18 protein-coding genes are annotated in these 23,922 nt (G+C 55.5%); 10 read left to right on the top strand and 8 right to left on the bottom strand.

From position 1 onward, the window contains the following. Positions 1 to 136: 136 nt before the first annotated feature. Both yajC and secD read left to right on the top strand, forming a co-directional pair. Positions 137 to 571: a preprotein translocase subunit YajC gene (gene yajC, locus Poly41_RS02995; protein WP_231615352.1), complete on the top strand. Its 435-nt coding sequence runs from the start codon at positions 137 to 139 to the stop codon at positions 569 to 571. Positions 572 to 598: 27 nt separating this feature from the next. Then, positions 599 to 3,808, top strand: a complete 3,210-nt coding sequence (gene secD, locus Poly41_RS02990; RefSeq protein WP_146524412.1) for a protein translocase subunit SecD — start codon at positions 599 to 601, stop codon at positions 3,806 to 3,808. Positions 3,809 to 3,811: 3 nt separating this feature from the next. On the opposite strand, the gene Poly41_RS02985 is transcribed toward secD, so the two are convergent. The 4 genes from Poly41_RS02985 to Poly41_RS02970 form a co-directional block, all read right to left on the bottom strand. After that, positions 3,812 to 5,461, bottom strand: a complete 1,650-nt coding sequence (locus Poly41_RS02985; protein WP_146524951.1) for a serine/threonine-protein kinase — start codon at positions 5,459 to 5,461, stop codon at positions 3,812 to 3,814. Between the two features lie 26 nt (positions 5,462 to 5,487). After that, positions 5,488 to 6,141: a sigma-70 family RNA polymerase sigma factor gene (locus Poly41_RS02980; protein WP_146524411.1), complete on the bottom strand. Its 654-nt coding sequence runs from the start codon at positions 6,139 to 6,141 to the stop codon at positions 5,488 to 5,490. Between the two features lies 1 nt (position 6,142). Next, positions 6,143 to 6,853: a 3-keto-disaccharide hydrolase gene (locus tag Poly41_RS02975; protein ID WP_146524410.1), complete on the bottom strand. Its 711-nt coding sequence runs from the start codon at positions 6,851 to 6,853 to the stop codon at positions 6,143 to 6,145. A 126-nt stretch (positions 6,854 to 6,979) separates the two neighbouring features. Beyond that, positions 6,980 to 8,329 (bottom strand): dihydroorotase, encoded by a 1,350-nt coding sequence (locus Poly41_RS02970; protein WP_146524409.1) that lies wholly within the window; start codon positions 8,327 to 8,329, stop codon positions 6,980 to 6,982. A 193-nt stretch (positions 8,330 to 8,522) separates the two neighbouring features. Between Poly41_RS02970 and Poly41_RS02965 the strand changes: the two genes are divergently transcribed. Continuing rightward, complete coding sequence (locus tag Poly41_RS02965; RefSeq protein WP_197231027.1) at positions 8,523 to 10,571, top strand: acetylxylan esterase; 2,049 nt, start codon at positions 8,523 to 8,525, stop codon at positions 10,569 to 10,571. Between the two features lie 64 nt (positions 10,572 to 10,635). Here Poly41_RS02965 and priA read toward each other — a convergent pair whose 3' ends face one another. Beyond that, the gene (gene priA, locus Poly41_RS02960) at positions 10,636 to 13,074 is read right to left on the bottom strand and encodes a replication restart helicase PriA (RefSeq protein ID WP_231615351.1); all 2,439 of its coding nucleotides are present in this window, start codon (positions 13,072 to 13,074) and stop codon (positions 10,636 to 10,638) included. 207 nt (positions 13,075 to 13,281) lie between these two features. Here priA and nadD point away from each other — a divergent pair, with 207 nt between their 5' ends. Then, positions 13,282 to 13,896, top strand: coding sequence for a nicotinate (nicotinamide) nucleotide adenylyltransferase (gene nadD, locus Poly41_RS02955; RefSeq protein WP_146524407.1), 615 nt, complete (start codon positions 13,282 to 13,284; stop codon positions 13,894 to 13,896). A gap of 76 nt (positions 13,897 to 13,972) precedes the next feature. Here nadD and Poly41_RS02950 read toward each other — a convergent pair whose 3' ends face one another. Further along, positions 13,973 to 14,500 carry an NADPH-dependent FMN reductase gene (locus Poly41_RS02950; protein WP_146524406.1) on the bottom strand — a complete coding sequence of 176 codons (528 nt, stop codon included), beginning with the start codon at positions 14,498 to 14,500 and terminating at the stop codon, positions 13,973 to 13,975. A 157-nt stretch (positions 14,501 to 14,657) separates the two neighbouring features. Here Poly41_RS02950 and Poly41_RS02945 point away from each other — a divergent pair, with 157 nt between their 5' ends. Genes Poly41_RS02945 through Poly41_RS02935 form a run of 3 tightly spaced genes read left to right on the top strand, consistent with a single transcriptional unit; the run spans position 14,658 to position 16,721 of the window. Beyond that, on the top strand, positions 14,658 to 15,299 hold the full coding sequence (locus tag Poly41_RS02945; RefSeq protein ID WP_146524405.1) for a MotA/TolQ/ExbB proton channel family protein: 642 nt from the start codon (positions 14,658 to 14,660) through the stop codon (positions 15,297 to 15,299). Continuing rightward, positions 15,296 to 16,171, top strand: a complete 876-nt coding sequence (locus Poly41_RS02940) for a hypothetical protein (RefSeq protein WP_146524404.1) — start codon at positions 15,296 to 15,298, stop codon at positions 16,169 to 16,171. The genes Poly41_RS02945 and Poly41_RS02940 overlap by 4 nt, the downstream gene beginning before the upstream one ends. Before the next feature lie 4 nt (positions 16,172 to 16,175). Further along, positions 16,176 to 16,721 (top strand): hypothetical protein, encoded by a 546-nt coding sequence (locus tag Poly41_RS02935; protein ID WP_146524403.1) that lies wholly within the window; start codon positions 16,176 to 16,178, stop codon positions 16,719 to 16,721. Between the two features lie 26 nt (positions 16,722 to 16,747). Here the strand turns inward: Poly41_RS02935 and Poly41_RS02930 are convergent, their stop codons facing one another. Further along, complete coding sequence (locus Poly41_RS02930; protein WP_146524402.1) at positions 16,748 to 17,452, bottom strand: hypothetical protein; 705 nt, start codon at positions 17,450 to 17,452, stop codon at positions 16,748 to 16,750. A 456-nt stretch (positions 17,453 to 17,908) separates the two neighbouring features. Here Poly41_RS02930 and Poly41_RS02925 point away from each other — a divergent pair, with 456 nt between their 5' ends. From Poly41_RS02925 to Poly41_RS02915, 3 genes are all read left to right on the top strand, one after another. Next, positions 17,909 to 19,483 carry a transglutaminase domain-containing protein gene (locus tag Poly41_RS02925; protein WP_231615350.1) on the top strand — a complete coding sequence of 525 codons (1,575 nt, stop codon included), beginning with the start codon at positions 17,909 to 17,911 and terminating at the stop codon, positions 19,481 to 19,483. Positions 19,484 to 19,686: 203 nt separating this feature from the next. After that, positions 19,687 to 20,505: a coiled-coil domain-containing protein gene (locus Poly41_RS02920; RefSeq protein ID WP_146524400.1), complete on the top strand. Its 819-nt coding sequence runs from the start codon at positions 19,687 to 19,689 to the stop codon at positions 20,503 to 20,505. Between the two features lie 188 nt (positions 20,506 to 20,693). Continuing rightward, complete coding sequence (locus tag Poly41_RS02915) at positions 20,694 to 23,450, top strand: serine/threonine-protein kinase (RefSeq protein ID WP_146524399.1); 2,757 nt, start codon at positions 20,694 to 20,696, stop codon at positions 23,448 to 23,450. Here Poly41_RS02915 and Poly41_RS02910 read toward each other — a convergent pair. Further along, a complete protein-coding gene (locus Poly41_RS02910; protein WP_146524398.1) occupies positions 23,447 to 23,920 on the bottom strand; it encodes a bis(5'-nucleosyl)-tetraphosphatase in 474 nt (157 codons plus the stop codon). The two genes, Poly41_RS02915 and Poly41_RS02910, sit on opposite strands and share 4 nt — an antisense overlap. Positions 23,921 to 23,922 lie beyond the last annotated feature (2 nt).

Genomic DNA, 23,922 nt, shown 5'->3' with positions numbered 1-23,922 from the left:
AAGATGCTGGGCTTGTGACGTTTTTTTCGCTTCCATATCATGCCCCATTCGCCGGTGCGCCCTAAAGTGGGCTCCGTCCTGATGTTGTGCCGGCATGGGTTGCAACGAAACGCCTAGTACGCAAGGCACAGAATTTTTGATTGCCGAAGCATTTTCTCGGATTGTCTCCCCCAGCGTTGAGCTGGGTTACCTGCTCACGAACGTGTTGGCTCAGGAGGCGGCTGCGCCTGCCCAAGAGCTGACGTTTGTCGAAAAACTATTCGCCAATCCGCTATTGCCGATCATTGTCATCATTTTTTTCTTCTACACGATGCTGCTCGCCCCCGAGCGACGCCGCAAGGCCGAAGAAGCGAAGTTGATGGCATCCTTGAAGAAAAACGACCGCATCGTCACCGTGGGCGGAATCCACGGCACCGTGGTCTCGATTTCGCCTGACAGCGACGTCGTGACCATTCGGGTGGACGAAAGCGGCAACACGAGACTGAAAATCAATCGAACGGCGATCTCGACGGTCGTCAAAGATCCGAAGGAATCAGACCGCAAGGACGCGGATTCCTCGACGAAGAACTAATTTCCTCCTGACCAGCAGAAACAAACGATGGACTGCTCCTTTATTCCTCAAACCCTCCAAAGCCTGCCTCAGGCGATCGATGGCTTCATGGTTCTTGCCCAAACCAGCGAGGTGGCTTCAAGCGTCACCAGCGGTATCTCCTGGCAGCAGTACGGAGCGATCGCGATTGCGTTTGCCGTTTTGGTGCTGCCCTTTGTGCTCGGCGGATTCCTCGCCAAAACGTTCAAAATGCCAAGTTATGGCACGCGATTTGGCTTCATCTTGTTAGCCGTCATCGCCAGCGCCGTGGTGCTGCTCAACAAGTTGCCGGGTCTAGGCGTTGACCTACGCGGGGGAACGATTCTCGTCTACGAAATCGATTCGAGTAAGAACATTTCGGGGGATGGCGTCAACAGTCAACGGATCATTTCGGAAGATTTGATCGAGCCCCTTTCGCGACGGATCAATCCGAGTGGTACTCAGGAAATCGTCATTCGCCCGTATGGCGAAAGCCAGATTGAAATCATTGTTCCCGAGGTGGATCAGCGTGAAGTCGATCGCATCAAGGGGGTGATCGACACGGCCGGGATTTTGCGTTTCGCGATTCTTGCGAACCGCGCCGACCATCAACGCATGATTGACTTGGCCACGGAACAGTCCGAATCGACGGCTCAGGCCGATCGGGTGCGTTCCTATGTCAAAGATGTCGACGGGCGAATCACGGGAATTTGGGTCCGTGTGGACCGGGAAGAAAACGAAACCAACGGCATCCGGCCGCTTCGAGTCAACGTAGGCGATGCCATCGTTCGCAATCCGCGGACCGGCCAACTGATCGATTTGCCGATGAACCTGCGTGGCGAGAATGGTGAGTTCAAGATCGTTCAGTGGCTTGAAGACCAAGGGATGAAGAACATCGAAACGTTGATGATCATCGATCCCGATTTGGACGTCAAAGGGGAAGATTTGGCGTTCGCTGCGAGCACGTTTGACCAGAAAGGGGCCCCTGCGGTTGCGTTTAATTTGACCGATTCCGGTTCGGGGAAGTTCTTTGCCTTGACCACGAACAATGCACCGGTGGGAACCCGCCAGCGCCAACTGGGGATTGTGTTGGACGACGCGCTGTTGTCGGCTCCGAATATCCTGCAGCCGATTCGCAAGGAAGGCCGAATCACCGGCAACTTCACTCGCGAAGAAGTCGATCAGTTGGTGCAAATTTTGAAGGCGGGTCAATTGCCCGCGGCGCTGACGCCCCAGCCGATTGCCGAAAACCAAATCGATGCAACGCTTGGTGCGGACACGATTCACAAAGGGGTGTTTGCGATCGGTTCGTCCTTGCTGATCGTGTTGCTGTTCATCCTTTACTACTATCGGTTCGCAGGTATCGTCGCCTGCATCGCGCTGATTCTGAACCTCGCGATGATCCTTGCCACGATGGTGTTGATCAATCAACCGTTAACGTTGCCGGGCTTGGCAGGCTTGGTCTTGACGGTCGGCATGTCCGTCGACGCAAACGTGTTAATTTTTGAACGGATTCGAGAAGAGTTAAAGAAGGGAGCCGCGCCTCGGATGGCGATTCGGAACGGCTTTGCGAAAGCCACCGTCACGATTGTCGATGCAAACTTGACGACGCTGATCACCGCGATCGTGTTGTATGCGATCGGGACCGACCAGATTCGTGGATTCGCCGTCACCTTGATCCTTGGGATCGTTTACTCGATGTTCACGGCGATCTACATGTCTCGCACGTTCTTCGATCTTGCAGAGCGTAAAGGCTTCTTGACCCTCAGCATGTCCGACGGTGTCAATTCGCTTCGCTCCCTGCTTGCGGGCGAAGGGGATTTTGACTTCATGGGCAAAGGCAAGCTTGCCTTGGCGGCGTCAGGATTGTTGGTTGCGATTGGAGTCGCTTCGATTTTTGCTCGTGGTGAATCGATGTTCGACATTGACTTTGCCGGAGGATCTTCGGTGCAGTTCCGAATTGACCAACCCACCGAAACGGACACGATTCGGCAAATCGTCAGTACGTCCATGGTCGATGACCAGGGGCAGGCGATCCAGTACACCGTCAACGGCGTCAGCATGGACACCAGCCCTGACAACACGGTTTACAAAGTGGATTCGTCGTTTGAAAAAGTAGACCAGCTCAAGGCCGCTATAGCAAAGGCATTTGCCGCCAGCGACTCGGTCAATTTGGTGACCTACAAAATCGATATTACCCCAGCGGACCCGAATACCTCCTTCAACTCACGCGGGATTCGACGGTCCGAGGCGGATGAAAACGGGGTCATGTTGGCCGTCATGCGGCCCCAACTCGCCCCTGCGACGACAAGCGATGCGGCCGATGCCCCTTCCGAAAACGGTGAGCTGTCCGCCGCCGAGACATTGGTGTTTAGCACGTCCATGATCGAGCTTGGTATTGAGGGCGAAGACTCTGGAGCGAAGGTCAACGCGAGCACGCTTGTCGAAGCGTTGACGAAAGCGGCAGAGACCGTCAATGTTCCCTTGAACGATCGCTCCATCGAATTGACTCCGTTTGGCGACGGTGTCGATGATTGGAGTCCTGAGTCGTCGCTTGGTTTTAGCAAATGGAAGGTCAAGGTGCCGCTGGAGTATCAGCAAGCGGACAAGGTCATGGAGCAGGTGAAGCAGACGCTCGGCAGCGATCCGGTATGGATCAGCAGTAGCAGCGTTGGCGGCCAAGTGGCGGGTGACATGATCGGTCGAGCCTTTGGTGCTTTGTTTGCCAGTTTGTTGTGCATCATCGGTTACATTTGGTTCCGGTTCCAACGCGTCATGTACGGGCTGGCGGCGGTGGTTGCCTTGGTTCACGATGTCTTGATCACTTTGGGCGCGATCGCGATCAGCTACTGGTTGGCCGACGCGCTTGGCTTCTTGCTGATCGATCCTTTCAAGATCAGTTTGACGGTCGTGGCGGCGCTACTGACCATCATCGGTTACTCGCTCAATGATACGATTGTGGTCTTTGACCGAATTCGTGAGACGAAAGGCAAGGCCCCGAAGCTGACCAGCGAGATGGTCAACCATAGCATCAACCAAACGCTCAGCCGAACGTTGTTGACTTCGTTGACGACGTTGTTGGTGGTCGTGCTGTTGTACGCACTGGGTGGCGAAGGGATTCACGCGTTCGCGTTTTCGCTGGTCATTGGCGTGATGGTCGGGACGTACAGTTCGATCTTCGTTGCTAGCCCTGTGTTGCTTTGGTTGATTGAACGCAACGAACAACCGAAGGCTGCGTAGTCATCATCGCAGCGATTGGTTGACTCTTCTTCGCCGGGCGTATTGATACCCGGGGATGAAGAACGAGCCAGCTGCGACGATGCCGAAAATCAAGTGGGCCCAGGGCGGGTAGAGTGCCATCAGCACCGAGGCCAGCAATAACGCGGCGACTTGATAGTAGAACGCTCCGGTGAGCATCCCCGCCTTGATCAGAAAGACCATCGCGGTGATCACGCCTAACATTGGCGACAAACTGAGCGGCGGCATTTCGAGCCACCACTCCAGTGGAAACAGCATCCCGATTGCCATCATGCTGGCGCCCCAGACGTGTGCCACTTGGCGTTCGATAAAGGTTACGGGTCCCATCCGTTGACGTAGTTTCCAAAACACGGTCGCCCAGGCCCCGAGGCCGATGATCCAAACCGATTCGTAGACCATCCGGTTGGTGACACCATGGTAATCGAGTTGCCACGTGAATAAACAGGCGACCAGCAGCACCAAGGAGTGCCACATCCACAGCAACCCCCAATTCTCGAGTACGGGAGCATGATGGGTTTCGCGGAACATCCGTGCGATGACTTGGCCGAAACGACCACTTCTCGCCGCGATCGGTTCGTCCTTTAAGTACGAATCTAGATCTTCCGCCAGGGCCGCAGCCGTTTCGTAGCGAAGGTCGATCGGCTTTTGCAGGCATCGCACCACGATCATTTCCAGATCGCGATCGATGCTCGGCCGCAGCACTCGCGGTGGACTCGGGTCCTGCTCGATCACCATCATCACCAATTCCATTGGATTTTCGGCGACAAAGGGAGCACGGCCGGTAAGGGCGAAGTAGAGTACGCAGCCGAGGCTATAGATGTCCGTGGTTGCGGCAATCAGATCCCGCCGGTTGCCTGCTTGTTCGGGTGACATGTAAGCGGGCGTGCCGACCAGCATGCCGCTACGTGTCAATTCGTTTCGCGATTCGGTGCGTTTGGCCAGGCCGAAGTCGGTGATCATGGGAGATCCATCGACCCCCAACAGCACGTTGCTCGGTTTGATGTCGCGGTGCAGCACACCGCCTTGGTGCGCGAAATCGATCGCTTTGGCGATGTTGGAAACGATCCGTGCCGCTTCCCGCTGGTTCATCGGTCGATCGGTCGCAAGCTGGGCGAGCGTTTTGCCGGCAATGTACTTCATGCTGAAGAACGGTCGGCCGTCGATATCGCCGACCTCATAAACGGGCACGATCCCGGGGTGTTCGAGTCGAGCCGTCGCCGACGCTTCATCCATGAATCGCTGCAAGTCCGCGTCGCTGGCGAGTCGCCCGCGGAGGATCATCTTCACCGCGACTTCGCGATTCAGGCTAATTTGGCGGGCCCGAAACACGACGCCCATGCCGCCACGACCGATTTCTTCGATGAGTTCATAATCACCGATCTGGGTTGGAAGTTCGAGGCTGCGCCAGCGCGTCGAGGAATCATCGGACCCGATCAACGGCCGCTCTTCACGCGTCGCCCCGGCGGTATCGGTCACGAGCACCGCGCCCCACAATCGCCGAAGCTCGGTTGCTTGCTCGGGGTGCTGCCGACAAACGGCCTCGAAATCCACCATCTCACCACGGCAAACCGCGTCCGCCAGATGGGCCAACACGGCGGCGATTTTCTCGTCATCGCTCGCCGGATCGGTTGGCATCGCTTCGGCAGAGGGACGGTCGCCGGTCACGCCGAGGCACCGTCGCTGCTGGCCTCTTCGTCAAGCAATTCACGTAGCCGGCGAACGGCTCGCAGGTACCGCATGCTCGCTGCGGGCGGATTGAGGTTCAAGACTTCGGCGATTTCGAGATTCGATAAATGCTCGTAATGACGCATCAAGACGATCTCGCGATCTTGATCCCCAAGTTGTTCGATCGCGGATTCGACTTTCGTCGCGATCTCTCGTTGCGTTGCCGCAGCGGCAGGTGTTAGCGCAGGATCGCAAAGCTGGGCCGCCAATTGGACCGATGATTGATCTTGCCCGGTCCCTACGGACATCGCCTGTTCGCGATCCATGTTTCGTTTCGCACTGACGCGGTGTCGCCGATAGGTATCGATGATCCGGTCCCATGCGATTTGGCGAATCCACAGATGGAACGCCATCGCGGGATTGTCGAGGTACTTGCCGAGCCGTCCGTTCGCCTCGACAAGCACATCTTGTACGACATCACTGACATCGACGCGACGTTGTACCTTTCGATCGAGCCGCATCTGGACCAATCGATGCACCGAGTCGCGATGCCGCTCTAAGAGTCGATTGACTGCGTCCGCATCGCCATTCTTCGCCGCAGCAAGCAGCGTTTCCGTTTGATCGTCGCTGGGCCAAATCGATTTTGCCATGCTATTTTTTGAGGAGTGAAATGTTCTTAAACCGCACGGTCATTGCCGGACCTCGGTGCAGCTGCAATGCGATCACACCGTCCGTCGCCGCTTTTTCGGTTTGTTCATCGGTCACGTCAACTGTTTTCGTTCCATTGATGAAGTGCTGTAAGTGATTGCCGTCGGCAACAATGCGAAATTCATTCCACTCGCCGGGATGAATCGCCGATCCGAGTTCCTTTGCCTTGGCATAGGCTTCGACCTTCAATTTGCCGTCGCTTCCAATGGTTACGTTTTCGCCACGTTTTGCCAAAATACCTCGACCCCGTTCTTCATAGAGGATTCCGGCAAAGGTATTAGCGAAATCAATGTCGGCTTGGTAGCCGCCGACAATGTATTGTTCTTCGTCGACAACCTTGCTGCGATATTGAATGCCAGAATTACCGCCCTCGATTTTGAACCAGAGCACAAGCTCGAAGTTTTCGGGTGCGTCCCCTTTCCAAATCAAGAACGTGTTCGCTTCGATCGGCTTCTCATCCGAGGTTTTGCCTACAATTTGGCCACCTTCCACGCTCCAAAGATCGTCTCGACCCTTCCATTGGCTCAAATCGGTCCCATCAAACAGCACCGTGGCGCCGGCGGGTGCGGTCTTTCCAGCAGGTGCGGTGTCTTGAGCCGAAAGCGTGACGTAAAAACCGAGGCAGACGAGCGAGGCGATAGCAATGCGTTTCATTGGAGATAGCTTTCAAGAAGTGAGGAAGGAAGGTCGGAAGGCAAGCACCGTGAGGTCCTCTGGGAAGTTGAAGTGTCCAACGGATTCCCAAAGGCCTGATCAGTGTAACTGAACCCGAGTGGGTAATCACGTCCCAATTCCATCGGAAGTGTTCCAAAACCCACCGCGGCTGTGATCAAATCGCAATTTGGATCCGCGAAACGTCTCGTCGAAGCCGGTGGCCTGATTCCAGACGCAATGGCCGCCGACAAAGGTCGCTGTGGGCCAACCCCAGAGCGTTTCGCCGTCCCAAGGGCTCCATCGACATTTGCTGTGCTGTTGGTCATCACGGATGGTCCGACTTTCGTCCATGTTGACGACGACCAAGTCTGCGTCGTAGCCGATTTCGATTCTGCCTTTGCCGACCATTCCCCAAATCCGAGCTGGGGCATCACTCATCCACGATGCAACTTGGTTCAAAGTACATCTTCCCGCGTTCACTTGGTCGAGCATCAAGGCCAAACTATTCTCGACAGCTGGCAAGCCGGAAGGGCTCTGGGGATAGGGCTGCGACTTTTCTTCAAGCGTATGCGGCGCATGATCCGTGGCGAGCACTTGAATGGTTCCCTCGAGAAGTCCTTGCCACAATCCCTCGTTGTCAGCCTTGGTCTTGATGGAGGGGTTCATCTGGATCCGACTGCCGAGCCGAGCATAGTCGTCAATATTGAAGAACAAATGGTGCAAACAGATCTCGGCGGTTAAGTAAGGTGCGGGGTGGGTGAGTAGAGGCAGTTCTGCTGCGGTCGAGACGTGCAGCACGTGGAACCGATGTTGGTGTCGTCGCGCCAAATCAACAGCTCGTGTGGTTGCAATGACCGCGGCGTTTTCATCCCGAATCCGCGAATGATCGGCCACGTTGGTGGTGCCCGCTAATCGTTCCGCATTCGCCCGTACCGTCGATTCGTCTTCGCAGTGAGCGCAGATGGGGAGCGTCGTCTCTGCGAAGATGCGTTCCAGTGCTTCCTGTTGATCGACCAGCAGGTTTCCCGTGCTGCTGCCGATAAAGATCTTGATTCCAGGAACCTCGCTGGCTTGGGCCAGTTCGCTGACGTTGTCGGGTGTTGCCCCAATGTAGAAGCCGTAGTTCACTCGCGATTTCCGAGCGGCGATCTTTTCCTTTTCACGCACTCCTTCGATGGTGATCGCGGGTGGTTTCGTGTTGGGCATTTCCAAGAAAGCGGTTACACCACCGGCGGCGCAGGCGCGGGATGCCGTTTCAAGATCTTCCTTTTTCGTCAAGCCTGGTTCGCGGAAATGAACTTGGTCGTCGATAACGCCAGGCAGAATGTGATGCCCCTGACAATCAAGGACTTCGTCTGCCTGGACATGGGATCCTGCATCGATGTCAACGATTTTTCCATCTTCGGTGACCAGGGAACCTTCGCGGATCGAATCAGCAAGGACAAGGTTTGCGTTTTGAAAGAGAATCCGAGTCATCGTGGGTTCCAAGAATGCAGCGAAAGGAAGCGAGCTCTGATAGGCTAGAATACCAGTGCCAAGAAAATAAGGGCAGGGCAGGGCAGGGCGGTTGGAGTTCAGGCTTCCGCCTCTCGCCCTGGTCGACGACTGCTCTCGTAGCCCGATGGCTGAACTGCAACGGATCCCGTCCCTCCAACACAAGATCCATTCCATGTATCGAATTCTCGTCGTCCTGTTGATTTTCGGGGTGGTTTCGTCGATCACCGGTGCTACGGCGCAAGATGTCTTTTCGCCCGATCAAATTCCACAGGATGTTCGGCTCGGTGAGCTCCGCAACTTGAACGGCTATTTTCCAATGCAGGTTGTAGAGCGTGCCGAGCAGTGGAGGGAGCGACGCGACCGCATTCGGCGTCGGATTTTGGTTTCACAAGGCTTGTGGCCGATGCCGACCCGGTCCGATTTGAATGCCGTGGTTCATGGGCGGGTGGACCGCGATGGCTATGTTGTTGATCGCGTTTTCTTTGAGAGTGTCCCTGGTCACTTCGTCACGGGAAGCCTCTATCGCCCCAAACATCGCAACGGACCCTGTCCCGCGATCTTGTCGCCACATGGACATTGGGAACAGGGCCGCATGTATGACGCCGGTGAGGAGGAGGTGGCGAAACAGATCGAGAGCGGAGCGGAGGCGTTTGCCATCGGCGGCCGCCATCCTATCCAAGCTCGCGCCGTTCAATTGGCGAGGATGGGGTGCATCGTCTTTTGCTATGACATGACCGGTGTTGCCGATTCGGTTCAAATTGCCCACCGTCCAGACCGTTGGCGTCATCTGGATCGACCGGATGATTGGGGGTTCATGAGTGTACAAGCTGATTTGCGTCTACAGAACATGATGGGGCTACAGACATGGAATTCCATTCGATGCATTGATTTTCTGCTCAGCCTCGACGACGTCGATCCGGCCCGTATTGGGGTTACCGGTGCAAGCGGCGGAGGAACGCAATCGATGATTGTGGCGGCGATCGACAATCGAATCACGGCGGCGATGCCTTGCGTGATGGTCTCGACCGCGATGCAAGGTGGCTGCACTTGTGAGAATGCACCGCTGCTGAGGATCGATCAAGGTAATGTGGATATCGCGGCGGCGATTGCTCCGAGGCCACTGGGATTGACGGCCGCCGACGACTGGACGGTTGAACTTGAAACCAAAGGTTATCCTCAGTTGCGACACCTTTACCAAATGCTCGGGGCCACGAATTCCCTTAGCGCCGTGTTTTACACTCAGTTCAAACACAATTACAACCAAGTCAACCGCCATGCGATGTATGAATTCTTCAATCGTCATTTTGATCTCGGTTTTGAAAAGATCGAAGAGTGCGATTATGTACCGTTGACCCTCGAAGAAGCGACGGTCTGGAACAAGACTTACCCGCGGCCCAGCGGCGACCAGATCGGGGAGGTTCATGAAGTCGAACTTTTGAAGCTCGCAACGCAAGATTCCGACCGAAGACTCCGCACACTTGATCCCGGTTCGGACGATTTCCATCAAATCATTGGCGCTGGATGGGAAACGATTCTTGGTCGTCGCTTGGATGAAGTTGGCGAAGTCACCTTCGAAGTCACTGCCGAAACGAAACGATCCGGCGTCAAAGTACAGGCGGGGAAGCTGACCCATTCGGAGCAGGGTGAGCAGATACCGTTACTTCAATTGAGACCCCAATCCGAGTCGATCGAAGGAGTTGTGGTTTGGGTTGGCAACGCTGGCAAAGCGGACTTGTTCGATTCGGAACGCCTGAATCCATTGCTGGCAGAGTTCCTCGATCGTGGCAACATGGTGTTGTCAGCGGATCTATTTGGGCAAGGCGAATTCTTGAAGTACGGTTTGTCAGAGCATGCTCAGCGCATGTGGTATCAACCGTCGGATCATGAAACTGGATGGCGGCGTTTCTCGGGTTACACCTACGGCTACAATCACTCGCTCTTTGCCCAGCGGACGCATGATCTCTTGTCGATGATCCGGTACGCGCAAGGCATCGTCCCGGCCAACAAAATCACGCTCATCGGACTTGGGCGTACGGCTGGCCCTTTGGCGATGGCGGCGGCGAGTCAATCGGGTGATGTTGTCCTCGGAAAAGTCACCGTCGATGTCGAGGGATTCCGTTTTGAATCGATCCGTTCACACGACGATCCGATGTTTGTCCCAGGCGCGGTCAAGTATCTCGACATCGAGGGGCTACGTTTTGACTCGCAGCACGGTGACTGAGTTGCCAGGGAAGTGTTCTTGAATCGTGTCTTCGTGAGTCGCAGTGCCAAGTTGGTACTGGAAGCTACAGCATATCCATCGGATCAATGTCGACAACGTACTGGACGTCATCTTTATCGGGGATCGTGAAAGAATCGGTCGCCCGCCGGATCGTGTTCCCCAGAATCGCAGCTTCGGTGGCTTGCAGAAGGATATGAAAGCGATACTTTCCGCGAAGCTTTGAGATCGGCGGCGGTGCGGGCCCGAGCAGGCGGACTTCCACTCCCAATGCGAGTCGCGCCGCTTCGAGCCGACTCAGTAGCTGCTCGGCGACGGCTTCGGTGACTTCTTCGACGATACCACGGATGATGATCCGCGCGACGCTGCCGAGGGGTGGGTAGTTAAACTTTCTGCGATTGACCATCTCGTCGTTGGCGAACTGCAAGTAGTCATGCCGGGATGCTGCTTGAATCGCGGGATGCTCTGGTGAAAAGGTTTGTACGACGACACGTCCCCCGCGGTCGCCACGGCCGGTACGGCCAGCAACTTGCGTGACAAGTTGGAAGGTTCGTTCCGCGGCTCGGAAATCAGGGAAGTGCAATGCGGAGTCCGCATTGATCACGCCAACCAGTAGCACATTAGGAAAATCCAATCCTTTCGCGATCATTTGAGTGCCGAGCAAAATGTTCAGCTCGCCGCTGCGAAAGGACGAAAGCACGCGTTGATGACTTCCGGGACGACGCATCGTGTCGCTGTCCATGCGAGCGACCTTGGCATTAGGAAATCGAGCTTTCACTTCGACTTCCAATTTTTGCGTACCCAGTCCTCCGTAACGAATGCCATCGTATCGGCATGCCGGACACCATGGTGGCGTCGCGATCGTGTAGTCACAGTAGTGGCAAACGGCTTTCCCTCCGTCACGATGGTGGGTCAACGGCATGTCACAATCGGGACAAGCCACGACATGTCCACACGAGGGGCATTGGATCGTGGTTGCAAATCCACGTCGATTGAGCAGCAGGATCACTTGTCCGTTTTCGGTCAGCGTTTCCTGGACCGCTTGATGCAGTTGTCGGCTGATTGCTCCTCGCGTCCGGTCGTCGCGTACACGCAAATCGACCAATTCCACGTTTGGCATCGGACGCTGGTTGATTCGATCGTTCATGGTGATCAATTCGGCGTGACCGGTCGCGGTCGCATGCCATGATTCCATCGAAGGGGTAGCGCTACCGAGGATCAGTGGAACACCAAGAGACATCGCGCGAGCGTGAGCGACTTTGCGAGCGTGATATCGAGGCTGCGTGTCCTGTTTGAACGAGGCGTCATGTTCTTCATCGATCACGATCAAACCGAGGCGGGGCAGGGGGGCGAACACGGCGCTGCGGGGGCCAACCACCACTTGCACCTCGCCACGGCGGATTCGTTGCCACTGAAAATGGCGTTCGGCCGGCGTCATTTGGCTGTGCAAGACCGCGACGCTATCGAATCGCCGCTCAAACCGACCTCGAGTTTGTGGGGTCAAACTGATTTCGGGAACCATCACGATCGCACCGCGGCCGAACCGAACCACGTGCTCAATCGCTTTGATGTAGACCTCCGTCTTCCCACTGCCCGTCACTCCGTGCAGCAGGAGCGTCTTGCCTTTTCCGGAATCGATCGCCGCATCGATGCGTTGGAGCGCTGTGGTTTGTTCGCTGCTAAGGACGTGTGTTTGTTGTTCTTCACCGTCTCCTTGGGCCCATCGCATCGGCATGCCCGTGGTCATTTCCCGGCGAACCGCAACCTCCAAAAAACCTTTGGATTGCAGTGCGCTGATCGGTCCTCGCGTGCATTCGGCATGCACCATCAATTCCGACGCCGTCATTGGGCGGCCAGCAGCGATCAAGAATCGCAAGGCGACTTGCTGCTTTTTCGGCAGGGAGTCGATGGCTTTTTCATCCGATTTGCCCGTGCACGGCGTCAGATACGTTCGCTCGCGAGTCCCCGCGTTGGCGCGAACACTCGAAGGGATCAGTGTGTCGAAAACCTGGCCCATCGGCGTTTGGTAATAGTGGCTGATCCAAGACACGAGCCGAACGAGGTGAGCGTCGCAAAGGGGTTCCTCGTCGAGAATCTCGACGATGTCCCGCAGTTTGCCACTGCGTTGGACTTGGCCGAGATGGGTTTCGATGCACCATCCGGTCATCGGCTGGCGACGCCGGCCGAGTGGCACGCGGACCCGCATGCCTGGCTTCACCCGATCGCGGTCTTCGTCGGGGATCCGATAGTCGTACGGCCCAAATGGGGCTTCGCTGAAGACGATTTTGGCCGTCGCCACGTCATCCTGGACCGTCAATTCCCAAGGGGGCGGTTCGGTCTCGAACAATTCCGCTTGTTGAGACTTCCGGGGCTCCGGAATCGATAAGGGATCGTCATGACGATTTAGATCGTCATTCGGAAGGGGATTTTGTGGAGGATCCAAGTTGGCCATGGTCCGATTGCCGAGAATTGGCAGGCTAAGATTGAGACAGGTCGTTGTTAGCATACCGGATGATCCGCGATAGAGAGAAATGGGGGGTGTCGCTCTATTTTTTGCCGTCCCCGTGACAAGTCTGGTCAATCGCCAGAAAAAGACGTCGGACTTTTTGTGAAATCGTGCGCCCCGTGGGCGAGTGAACGGCAAAACTTTCTGTTGTTACAATGGCTAAGAAATTCGTGACTTCTACGGCGACGAGGCTAGGGACAGGCATTGATGAGAATTGGGCTGTTTGGCGGATCGTTTGATCCGGTGCATTTAGGACATTTGTGGATTGCGGAATCGGCAATCGAATCGCTCGGGCTTGATCAAGTCCGTTGGATTCCCGCGGCCTTGTCGCCCCTCAAACCTAACGGGCCCGTCGCGTCAGACCAGGATCGACTGGAAATGCTGCGGCTCGCGATTTCGGGAAGTGAGAAACACGTTATCGATGATCGTGAAGTCAGACGAGGCGATGTCAGCTATACGGTTGACACGGTTGTTCAGCTGCAATCCGAATTCCCCATCGACGATTTCTACTTGATCATTGGCAGCGATTCGCTCGCGACGATACGCCAATGGTACCAGTCCAGGAAACTACTTGAAAAAATCCTGCTGGCGGTCGTCCAACGGGGGGGCGAAGAGCAACTCGATTTTTCGGTTCTCGATCGGGTCGCAACCCCTCAGCGGATTGAGGAAATCGGTCGGCATACGATCAAGATGCCAGTGATCGAGATTTCCAGCCGCGAGATTCGAGAGCGAGTCGCCCAAGGTAGAAGCATTCGCTACCGAGTCCCTCGCAGCGTCGAGGCGTTGATCGACGCGAAGAATCTTTACGTGCCGCAGTCGTGAAGCTCGCAGTAGTGGATCGTTCGGATCGGCAATCTTTCGTCGTTTGAATCCACGACCCTCGCCTCGCAACTTGCATCTAGCCAATCAACTTCATCGCATCCGCCAACTTGGTCGTTTCGTTGACCAGCACCTCGATGCGATTGGAAATGTCGACGTCGGCGAGTGATTTGCCTTCGAAAGCATCCCCGGTTGCGTAGATAAAGCGAGGCACGATCAGGCAGCGGAAATCGAGCATCAAACTGTTGGCAAACCCCATTGCCGACATGTAACTCCCTTGACCTCCGGCGGCCAACATCAAGCTGACGATCTTTCCCGTCCAAGCTTGACCGGTTAGTTCGACCGCATTTTTGGCCGCTGCGTTGAGGTCGAAGTTGTAGACCGGCGATGCGACAAAGATGGCGTCGGCATTCTCAATCAAACTGGAAAGCCGCTGCACATTTTCGTCCGCGTAGGCTGCGGCACCGTCACACGGGGGCAGCGGTGTGACGGCTAAGTCGAACAGCGTGACTTCGCGACCGCTTGTGCGAAGTGCTTCGGCACAGGCGTGAGCCAGAATTCGGCTGCGGCTGTCGGGGTGTAAACTGGCACTGAGGACTACGAACATCAAAGCGATCCGTGGGCGTTTTTCTTTTGAAACCGTAAAGATGCTCGCAAATTAACCCGCTGTTGTCGAGCCGAACGCTGCAAAACGGCTTGGCGTTTTCCGCTACGATACGGTACAACCGTCCCATGAATTGCACACAAAACTGAGCCTTTGACGAATGCTACTCGAATTTGCGACCAAGTGGTTCACCCCCATTATCTGTTTACTGGGGGTTTTTCACCTACTTGCCTACGCGATCCTGCGGATCTCTGCTCAGCGCCATCTCCGCTCGCTGGCTCAATCGCTGGAGCGGTTCACCGATGGGATCGGCCATCGCAGTCGGCTCGATTGGCGAGGCCATTTGACCGATCAAATCGACGCCTTTGTGGAGGATGTTCGTGAGGCGGTCAAAAATCCCACCGACCGAGATGCCATTGGCCGTCGCATGTCGATTTTGGATGAACAGCGAAGCTACTTGGATTCGTACCGCTTCGAAACCGCCTGGAATGTCGCACGCTCCGGTATCGAGATCTACCCGTTATTGGGTGTCTTGGGGACAATTTTTGCATTGTGGTTAGCCATGCGGCAGCCGATCGGTGACGCGACCGCCACGGTGGGCGTGATTGTGGAACGCTTTGGACTTGCGATCGACAGCACGTTTGCGGGGTTAGCGATGGCGATCGTGCTGATCGTGGTCAACAGTTTCTGTGAAACGATGTTCGTACGGCTGCTGGAGAACCGACGGGCCGTTCGGGAGTTGGTGACCGATGTGAAGCGGGAACTGATTGCTGCGGATTGCAGAGGAGTCGATGCCACATGATGACGCAATCGGTTGCACTTTTAAAATCTCAGGCGATTCGATTTCAATTGACGTCGTTGTTGGATTTGTTGTTGATCATCGTCTTTGCCCAGTACATGGACGTTCAGCGTTCGAAACAGGTCACGCAAATTCAAACGCAACATCAGCTTGCATCGACGCGTCAGAGGCTTGAAGAGGAATATCAACATCAGGTTTCTCTGTTGAACAAGACGCACGAGGAATTGATGCAACAGAACCAATGGCTTCGTGAAGCGAAACAGCAGGCGATCGCGATGGCTGAAGCTGCGTCGCTTCGGCAACAGCGGAGTGAAGGACTGCTGAAAAACATGCTAAAACTCAATGCCGATGTCCTCGACGAAGCACTTTCGCCCGCCGAGTCGACGGAGACCCTCGACCGAGCGATCGAGACGACCGAAATGCTCCAATCCATGGACGGTACCGAGTTGTTGCGTTTTTTTGCAGGCTATGCGGAATTGCTGAAGCGAGCCGAAATTTGGACGCTGCATGTCTCGGATCGGGGCGATATTGAGCTGCAATCGAGTAGCCCGAACGCCCCAACGCAAGGTTTCCGACTTGAGGCCGCGACACAAATCGAGCGGGAACAGGAGTTCCTCGATCGGCTCCGCAGCGTTTATTCACAACTGCCCCAGCCCAAAGGGTTGGTTGTGATTCTGGTATCCTACAATCCACGGGCGACGGCCGGCAATTTTCAGCCCGTCCTTGACGGTATGCCGGCAGCAATCGAGTGGCTTGGGACGGATTCGGGTGGACAAACTCGTTTTGAGTATGCTGTGATTGGAGCGGTGACCGATAAAGAACGAGATCTTGCGGTGCAGCAAGAATCTTCGGCTGATAGCAAGCAATCAAGGTGAACCCATGGCTGACAAGAAACGACTTCGAATTCCACTCAGCTTCAAGGTCGTTCCGGCGGCCATTGTCGCTGCAATCGCGTTTGTCGTGATGAGCTTGATGGGGCTGTTGAATTTCAACGTGCCTGGCGTGGGCGAATCGAGTGAGCATACCAATCCAACGCCCATGGTATCGATGGAGCCCAGCAGCCAGTTGACGTCGCGGTCGACGACCGATGCCCCGTCACGACTTAGCAGCGAGGTGCCGTCGCAGTTGCCCCCGTTCGATGCGTATGCTCCGGTGGACGTGATCATCGACGGTGACGAGTACTGGGTCGGCGTCGAAAAAAAAGACGATCAGTGGGTTCGGCAGATGCGGACGTTGGAGCAAATTGTCCAAGCTGCGTTGAAATCCAAAGGAGATTCAGCCGGGGTGAAGGTCCGGGTCACACGGACGTTTGATGCGACGGCTCAGGCCGCGTTGGCTTTGTCCGAAGGCCTGAATGAGGCAGGGCTACTTGGGGACGAAGTCGATGAGCGGCGGACGTTGGTGGACCAGACGTTTGGCCCATAGCGTGGCGGCGATCGACATCGTGACGTTCACCATGCGCCGGCGAATTCGTCTCCGTCCATGCCCAGGCGATTTCGCAATTGGGTGAACTCATCAAAGTAGCGTTCGCTGCTGCTGTGGACATGTTCGGCTTCGGTAATGAACCGAATTTCGTCGTCGGGATAGACGTCGCCATCGATCATCACCTGTGAAAAGTCGTCGAGCGGATTGCCGTAGGCAATCAACAACTTGTGCTCGTCGAGTTGTACCTCCTGCCGCTTTCCGGGATTGATCACGGCAATGCCGGTACAACCATCGTTGAGCAGTAGATCCTCGAATTCCAACAACGTGCTCTTGAGAACAGGCGCGTCGATATGTTCGCGGTACAGATCCTCGTGATCCGAATTGCCCTGGTGGCTGGTTTCGAGGACCACGTCGACGACGGGACCGAGGGGATCGATCAGTTCGAGGAACAGATCCATCAATCGGTGCCGCGTTGCCGATGCCAAAATGACCGGCGTCGCGGAACCGTTGGTCTCATCGACGTATTCGTCATAGCGAAAGCCCTGACGAGGCACGATTTGCAAATCGTACGACGGGCGGATCGCGTCGGTGAGATCAAACACGCCGTAGGAATGGATTCCCATGTGCGTTTGTAGTTCTTCATCGGTCAAGGTTTCAAAACTGCCGCTGCTGGTTACCCGCGAGGGGTCTTCGCTGACAGCGTTTCGAAGGATGCGTTTGAGAAAACCCATAATGGTTTCCAGTCCCGTTCACTACGTGAGGCTACAGGTGCGAAAAATGACATTCACATGACAGGAATCTCGCTCGGAGATCTGTACACCCAACGCTAGGTCACGTTCGATGCCGGGTAGGGGATTCACTACGCATCCGGTGCCGTCAAGCACGAAAGACGTCCGTGCATCCGGCATCCCTTCACTAACCGTTACAGTCGGACCGAGTCGCGGTGCCGAAACCCGCTCGATACGATGAAGAAACGCTCGAGACGATTCGGTCGCGGGCGATTACAATGTCCGTTACCCCAGGGACCGGGTGAGCACAAAAAATGCTTCACAGCGTTCTCTTTCAGCGGGGCATCCTTCGAACACCTATCAAAAAGCGATATGCAATTCTTATTCCCTAAGACGGACCACCGGATCCAGAAACCGCACGCGAAGGTTTTACCGTGGTTTTTACTTGGTTGGGCATCGATGGCGTTCTGCGTCGGCTGTGATATCCCGGAACGCGCTCCGCTGGAGCGGCCTGAGCGAGCTTCCGTATCGCGAACGGGGCAAAACAACAGCACTTCGGGGATCGGGGACGAACAAACCAAGCAGCCGAAAACGACCTTCATGGGCGAATGGCAGGCTTGGGATGCCTATTATGTCGGTGACGAGCACGTCGGTTATGGGCATTTGACCGCCAAGGTAGAGGGTGATGCACCTAAGCAACGCGTGAAGTTTTCGTTTGAAGATTGTTTGTTGGTGGACCGAGGCAAGAACGGCGAATTGACACAGCGTCGGCTTCAATCCAGTAGCGAAGAACTCGATGGCACGCTCATCAGCTACGAGTGTGAGTTGACCGTGGGCCCCGTCGTGACTCGTTGCACGGGGATGGTCGAAGAGGACCATTTTTCGGTGACAAAGATGCGCGGGAACCAGCGCAGCGCAAAAAAGATGGATTGGGACCGCGACGTTCGAGGACTTGTTGCCGTGGAGGAATCGTTGCGCCGCAGCCCCATGAACGCCGAAGACGAGCGATCCTTTACGATGATTTTGCCGATGCAAGAGAAAATTGGTACCGTCCGCATGAAATGCCTCGGCAATTCGGCGGTGCGGTCGCTCGATGGAACCGACCACAGTCTGCGTGAGATTAGTGTTCAAGTTGACCATGGGGATGGGTTGCGCAAGTACTTGGTCGTCTGGACATCGGAAGAGGGTGAAGTCTTACGTGCCTACAACCCTGAGCTTGATTTGGTCACCTATCGAACGGACATGCGGACGGCGACGCGAGGGATCGCTGAGGCAGAGGAGTCGGTGGCATTGGCCTCGGTGAAAATGGTGAACGAACTTGATCGTGCGGATCAAACGCAGCGTGTCGGTTTCAAGTTGGTGCCGCTACGAGAACCGATCGATGCCAACGCGTCACTGGTCGAGCCTCAGCCGGGGCAGTACGTTCGTTCGATGGACGACGGTGCTTGGTTGGTGTTGGTCACGCGACTGGATGAGGCGCCCAAAAATGGTTTTGTCAGTGCCGAATTTCCGGTCTTGGATGTCGACACGACGCCAAACAAGATTATCGATTCACGCGAAACAATGGTTCGTCAGATTGCGCAAGCCTCCAGCGGGACGGGGCAGTATGATGAGCTCGAATTGGCCTTGGAGTTAATTGGGTCGATTAACCGCATGACACAACTGAACGTAACGCCGACCTTGTTCCCGCGCTCGTCGGATGTTGCCCGCAATGGTCAAGGTGACAGCACCGCGTATGCGGTCTTGTTGGCTGGGTTGTTACGTACCAAAGGAATCCCCGCACGGGTTGCATTCGGATATCGATATGAAGAGAAGAGCTCGCCTCGACTGGTTTACCACGCTTGGACGCTTGGCTACGTCGATGGCAAGTGGTTGCCGCTCGACGCAACCACCGGTGGCATTGCCGCCGCGGACCGGATCACGCTCGCGACCAGCAACCTGAGCGAAGCCAACATCAATCAAGCCTTGGTGCCCATTTTAGATTTCCTGGGTGCCTACGAAGTCGAAGTGGTTCCCTCTGCCGTTCGCTACTAGACACTTCAGCGCACACATGAGCAGGTTGTTCTCGGGCAAACCAGGAATGCATCCGTTTCGATCCGATTTATTTTGACTCCGTTTGATTTGCGACGTAGAGATAAGGTTGGGGGCAGCCTATTTGTAGCGCGGTCCGCATCCTTTTCTTTCAACTTTTCAAACCTTCAAGCCTCCAGTCGCACTTGACTGGACGGGGTGAACCTATGTCACGCGTCCTTTGCGACAGCCAGGTATCTGTGGATCTTGAGATGCTTTGCGAAATCTCGCAGCGGCTCGCCGATTCCTGGAAAGGAGTCGACGAGGGTTGTGAAGCGAGCGAACCCATCGAACCGAACCTGCGAGATGCACTCGAGATCAATCGTCGCCGCGCTCGCAAGTTGGTTGCAACCTTGCGCCGTCGAACGCGGCAACGCAACGAGCTTCGCAAGCAGGCGAAGCAAGTCGGTTGCAGCACGAGTGATGCGGTCGAAGTCAAGAAGGCAAAGTTGAAACAACTGCTGCATGAACTGGATTCGGTACAGCGACGGTGTTCGGAGTTGCTTCAAACCAATGAAGCGTTGGCGGCTGAGATTGCCTCGCAGCGCAAGCGGCTTGCCAGCTTTGACGAATCCGTTGCGCCGTCGGTTGCCTCGATGACTTGGGAAGAACGAAAACGGTTGATCTTGGATCAACTCGAGCGTGAAGATGCCTACGATCCACGCCAGCGAACGAAGTTGGTCGATGTGGTTGCGGAAACCGATCGAGTGGTCAAGGATCGCGATCGTGAAATCGCCGAGTTACGGGAACTGCTCCGGCAACGTCCCGGTTCGATCGAAAGTCAAGCGGTCGTCGGTGCTGCAGCGATTGCCGAACTACTCGATGCAGCACCGCTGATTCAAGAGGAACGAGAGATGTTGAGGTTGCTCAAGGACGATTGGGAAGAGAGAATCCGTCAATCGGAAATTGAATTCTCGCTCGAGCGCGCCAAACTGGCGCGGGAAAGGCACCGATTGCAGCAGGCGGGAGAAACGTGTCCCGCTTAACTTGATTCTCGCTCAGCAGGGTGAGACGAAACCATGTCGTTTTTTGTTTCCCTTTCTTCGCTGGACGCTATTCTTCCGCCTGGGTTCCAACGTTGACAGGGTTCCCTTTCTGGATCTTTCTGTTTGCCCCCCATTGGAACTGCCTGTAAGCTGGCGAAGTGCCTTTTCTTCTCCAATGGTGGGTTCCCATGAGTAATTCTCCCAGAATCAACGCCGCGATCGCAACGCTCGCGCGCTCGATTGCACAGGAATACGCCGCTGCAAAATCGTCGGCGCCAGAGGATGCGAATTCGGCGATCGAGTTGTTGTCCCAGATCGAGCAGCAGTTCAAGTCGACGCTGCGGGCCGAAATGGGACGGTTGGACACCGCTTTGGAATCGGCCTCAGCAGCGGGGAGTCGCTCGCAGTGGGCAAGCGAAGTCTTACAAGAGGCCACGAAGGAGACGCTTGATTTTGCCTCCGATGCAGTGGATGGTGAGGCCGCTACGGCAGAGTGGACCCCGGTCGGCCAGTCCGACCGGTCGAGTCGAACGCCGCCGGCGGATGCGGTACTGCCGCCAGAATACGAAGAGCTTGGCGTGCTCGGCAAAGGAGGTATGGGGATTGTCTACAAGGCGCGTCACCGACCGTTGAATCGTTTGGTCGCGATCAAGATGATTTTGGTGGGAGCCCACGCATCAAAGTCGCAACAGAAACGATTTGAACAAGAAGCTCAAGCGGTCGCCAAGCTTTCACATCCGAATATCGTTTCGGTGTTTGAGGTGAGCCGGTTCAATGGGTTACCCTTCCTGTCATTGGAGTTTGTCCGTGGCACGACGATGTCTCGGCGACTGCGTGATGCGTCGCTCACCAGCCAACAGGCGTCGGAGTGGATGGTCCAGATTTGCCATGCAGTTCATTACTCGCATGAACAGGGAATTCTGCATCGGGATCTGAAACCGCAGAACATTCTGATCACCGATGACGGGGTGCCAAAGATCACCGATTTCGGACTTGCCAAACGGCTGGCCGAAGCAGGGGAGGGGGATATCGAAGATCAAACGAAGACGGGAGAAATCGTCGGAACGCCGGGATTCATGGCTCCCGAACAGGCACGCGGTGACAAATCGATTGGTGCACAAGCGGACGTCTACGCGCTCGGCGCGATTCTCTACTCGGCCCTAACGGGTCGGGCTCCGTTCATTGGACCGACGCCCTACGAAACGATCCGCCAAGTGATCGCCGAAGAGCCGTTGGCGCCCTCGAAGTTACAGCCGCACATGAGTCGTGATTTGGAAACGATCTGCTTGAAGTGTCTCGAGAAGGATCCTGAGAAACGATATCGAACGGCGGGACAGTTGGCAAATGAGATCCAATGTGTCCTCGATGGAAAACCGATCCAAGCGCGTCCGATCACACTGCCGGAGCGTTGTTGGAAGTGGTGTCGCCGCAATCCAAAAGTCGCCACGCTGAGTGGCATCGCTGCTGGGCTGCTGCTCTGTTTGCTGCTGGGTGGCGTCGGTTCGGCGGTGCTGATTCATCAGCAGCAAGTCGCGGAAAAGCATGCCAAGGAAGAAGCGATCGCCAATGCGGAATTGGCGGAAGATCAAGCCTTGGTGGCGCGCGATACGACACGAGCGGTCTTGTACCAGACGAGAGACTTCTTTGACAATCGTCCCGAGCTCAATCCACTTCGCGAACAAGTGCTCGATAAGATCCTGGCCGAGATCGAAAAAGTGCATCAGCGGCACGAAAACAGCACCACCAACGAGACCTTTCGTGCATCTGCGATCGCGCAACTTGGACAAATCTATCTCGAGGTTGGCAAGGCAGAGCAGGCACTTGAAAAATTGCTGGACGCAGAAAGTCGATTGAACCAACTTCGCGGCAGCGGGAACCTGAATCGTCCTGACGTCAGCGCGATGCGGTTGACGTTTTGGATCGGTGATGCTCATCGAGCACTCGATCATTACGACGATGCCGAGAAGTGCTATTTAAAAAACATCACACAGCGTGAGGCTCACTTTGAAAAATATGACCAATTTGATGATTTGGTCGTCGAGCAAAGCATGGCGGAAGTCTACGGCCGTCTCGCACGTTTGTATTTGGAACAAGGGAATTCGGACAAGGCGGAACCGTTTGTCAAACGCAGCGTCGATGCGCGGCGGCAGGGGTTTGAAAGGATGCCCAATCGATCCGAGGCAATGGGTGAGTATGCTGGATCGCTGGGGACTCTGAGTGAGTTGTACGAGCGTCAAGGGAGGATTGCCGAAATGATTCAAACGGAAACCGAATCGCTTGAGCTTTTCAAAAAGCTGGCTTCGCAAAACCGTCATCCGGCGACGACCTACAACTTGGTGCTCAAGCAACGGCAATTGGCCGAACGATCCATGATTGCCGACTTGTATCCCGATGCCGAACCGCTACTCCGCGATGCAATGGCATCACTTGAATCATTGAAAGCAAGCGGATCGAAGATAGGACGAATCGATGATCAAATCGCAGCTTGCCTCTATTTGAAAGGGGTATTCGAAGACTCGGAGGGACGTGATTCAAGCGAAACGTACGACCGGGCGGCAAGTGTACTGCGGTCACTGATTGAGGAATCGAGAACCGTTGATCGGCAAGGTTGCTTGTTGAAAGTGCTTTCGCGAAGTGGGCAAGTCGACCAGGCAATGGAGATCGCCAATCAATTTGCAAAACAGGAAACTTCGTTGATGCATTCCGGATACGCGGCGGTCGGGCTTGGGTTGATTTCGGAACACTTGCAAGGAAAGGAAAAAATCGATGCGGAAAACCGAGCAGTGGCCCTCACGCAGCGACTGATCCGACTCGGTTGGACCGACATCGATGCCTTGCGAACCACCGATTTGGACTTCGAACCGCTTCGCAAGATCCCCGAGTTCAACGACATGCTAGATCAAGCGGATGCTGCCCCAGCGGATTTGGCGGTGGACCTGCCCTAGCAGATCCTCCCGCTCCGAGTGGAGTCGATTTTTGATTGGGTTTTTAGATACTTGGCCACGGCGGCCAGCAGTGGATCGATCGTTTTGTCTTGAATGCGGTGAGGTGGATCCCAGCGGAACCATTTTGACGACTCGTGCTCGGTGAGCTTTAGCTTTGGCTTGTCTTGAAGGTAACCGAGGAAATACTTCACTGTTTTCATGAACACTTCGTCGCCAGTTCGTTTGTAAGTCACGGGATAACAGATCTCGAAGGCAAAGTCGCTATCGAGCGAAATTGCCGCGGCCTCGATCCCGGTTTCTTCGGCTGTTTCTCTCAGCGCCGTTTCCCGATACGATTCCCCCGGTTCACAGTGTCCCTTGGGAAGATCCCAGCGTCTGGCATGACGCATCAGCAAGAACTCAGTTTGGGGTTCGCGGAGAAATAGCAGTAAGCCAGCGGCTTGGACGGTTCGGTCAGGTTCGATGTGCATGC

This window comes from Novipirellula artificiosorum, assembly GCF_007860135.1.
Classification (GTDB): domain Bacteria; phylum Planctomycetota; class Planctomycetia; order Pirellulales; family Pirellulaceae; genus Novipirellula_A; species Novipirellula_A artificiosorum.
This window is presented reverse-complemented; position numbering and strand designations above follow the sequence as displayed.

What these genes read in the sequence shown, in the direction of transcription:
- secD (WP_146524412.1), top strand. Translation starts at nt 599, where the DNA reads ATGGACTGCTCCTTTATTCCTCAAACCCTCCAAAGCCTGCCTCAGGCG.
- Poly41_RS02985 (WP_146524951.1), bottom strand. Translation starts at nt 5,461, where the DNA reads ATGCCAACCGATCCGGCGAGCGATGACGAGAAAATCGCCGCCGTGTTG.
- Poly41_RS02980 (WP_146524411.1), bottom strand. Translation starts at nt 6,141, where the DNA reads ATGGCAAAATCGATTTGGCCCAGCGACGATCAAACGGAAACGCTGCTT.
- Poly41_RS02975 (WP_146524410.1), bottom strand. Translation starts at nt 6,853, where the DNA reads ATGAAACGCATTGCTATCGCCTCGCTCGTCTGCCTCGGTTTTTACGTC.
- Poly41_RS02970 (WP_146524409.1), bottom strand. Translation starts at nt 8,329, where the DNA reads ATGACTCGGATTCTCTTTCAAAACGCAAACCTTGTCCTTGCTGATTCG.
- Poly41_RS02965 (WP_197231027.1), top strand. Translation starts at nt 8,523, where the DNA reads ATGTATCGAATTCTCGTCGTCCTGTTGATTTTCGGGGTGGTTTCGTCG.
- priA (WP_231615351.1), bottom strand. Translation starts at nt 13,074, where the DNA reads ATGCTAACAACGACCTGTCTCAATCTTAGCCTGCCAATTCTCGGCAAT.
- nadD (WP_146524407.1), top strand. Translation starts at nt 13,282, where the DNA reads ATGAGAATTGGGCTGTTTGGCGGATCGTTTGATCCGGTGCATTTAGGA.
- Poly41_RS02950 (WP_146524406.1), bottom strand. Translation starts at nt 14,500, where the DNA reads ATGTTCGTAGTCCTCAGTGCCAGTTTACACCCCGACAGCCGCAGCCGA.
- Poly41_RS02945 (WP_146524405.1), top strand. Translation starts at nt 14,658, where the DNA reads ATGCTACTCGAATTTGCGACCAAGTGGTTCACCCCCATTATCTGTTTA.
- Poly41_RS02940 (WP_146524404.1), top strand. Translation starts at nt 15,296, where the DNA reads ATGATGACGCAATCGGTTGCACTTTTAAAATCTCAGGCGATTCGATTT.
- Poly41_RS02935 (WP_146524403.1), top strand. Translation starts at nt 16,176, where the DNA reads ATGGCTGACAAGAAACGACTTCGAATTCCACTCAGCTTCAAGGTCGTT.
- Poly41_RS02930 (WP_146524402.1), bottom strand. Translation starts at nt 17,452, where the DNA reads ATGGGTTTTCTCAAACGCATCCTTCGAAACGCTGTCAGCGAAGACCCC.
- Poly41_RS02925 (WP_231615350.1), top strand. Translation starts at nt 17,909, where the DNA reads ATGGCGTTCTGCGTCGGCTGTGATATCCCGGAACGCGCTCCGCTGGAG.
- Poly41_RS02920 (WP_146524400.1), top strand. Translation starts at nt 19,687, where the DNA reads ATGTCACGCGTCCTTTGCGACAGCCAGGTATCTGTGGATCTTGAGATG.
- Poly41_RS02915 (WP_146524399.1), top strand. Translation starts at nt 20,694, where the DNA reads ATGAGTAATTCTCCCAGAATCAACGCCGCGATCGCAACGCTCGCGCGC.
- Poly41_RS02910 (WP_146524398.1), bottom strand. Translation starts at nt 23,920, where the DNA reads ATGCACATCGAACCTGACCGAACCGTCCAAGCCGCTGGCTTACTGCTA.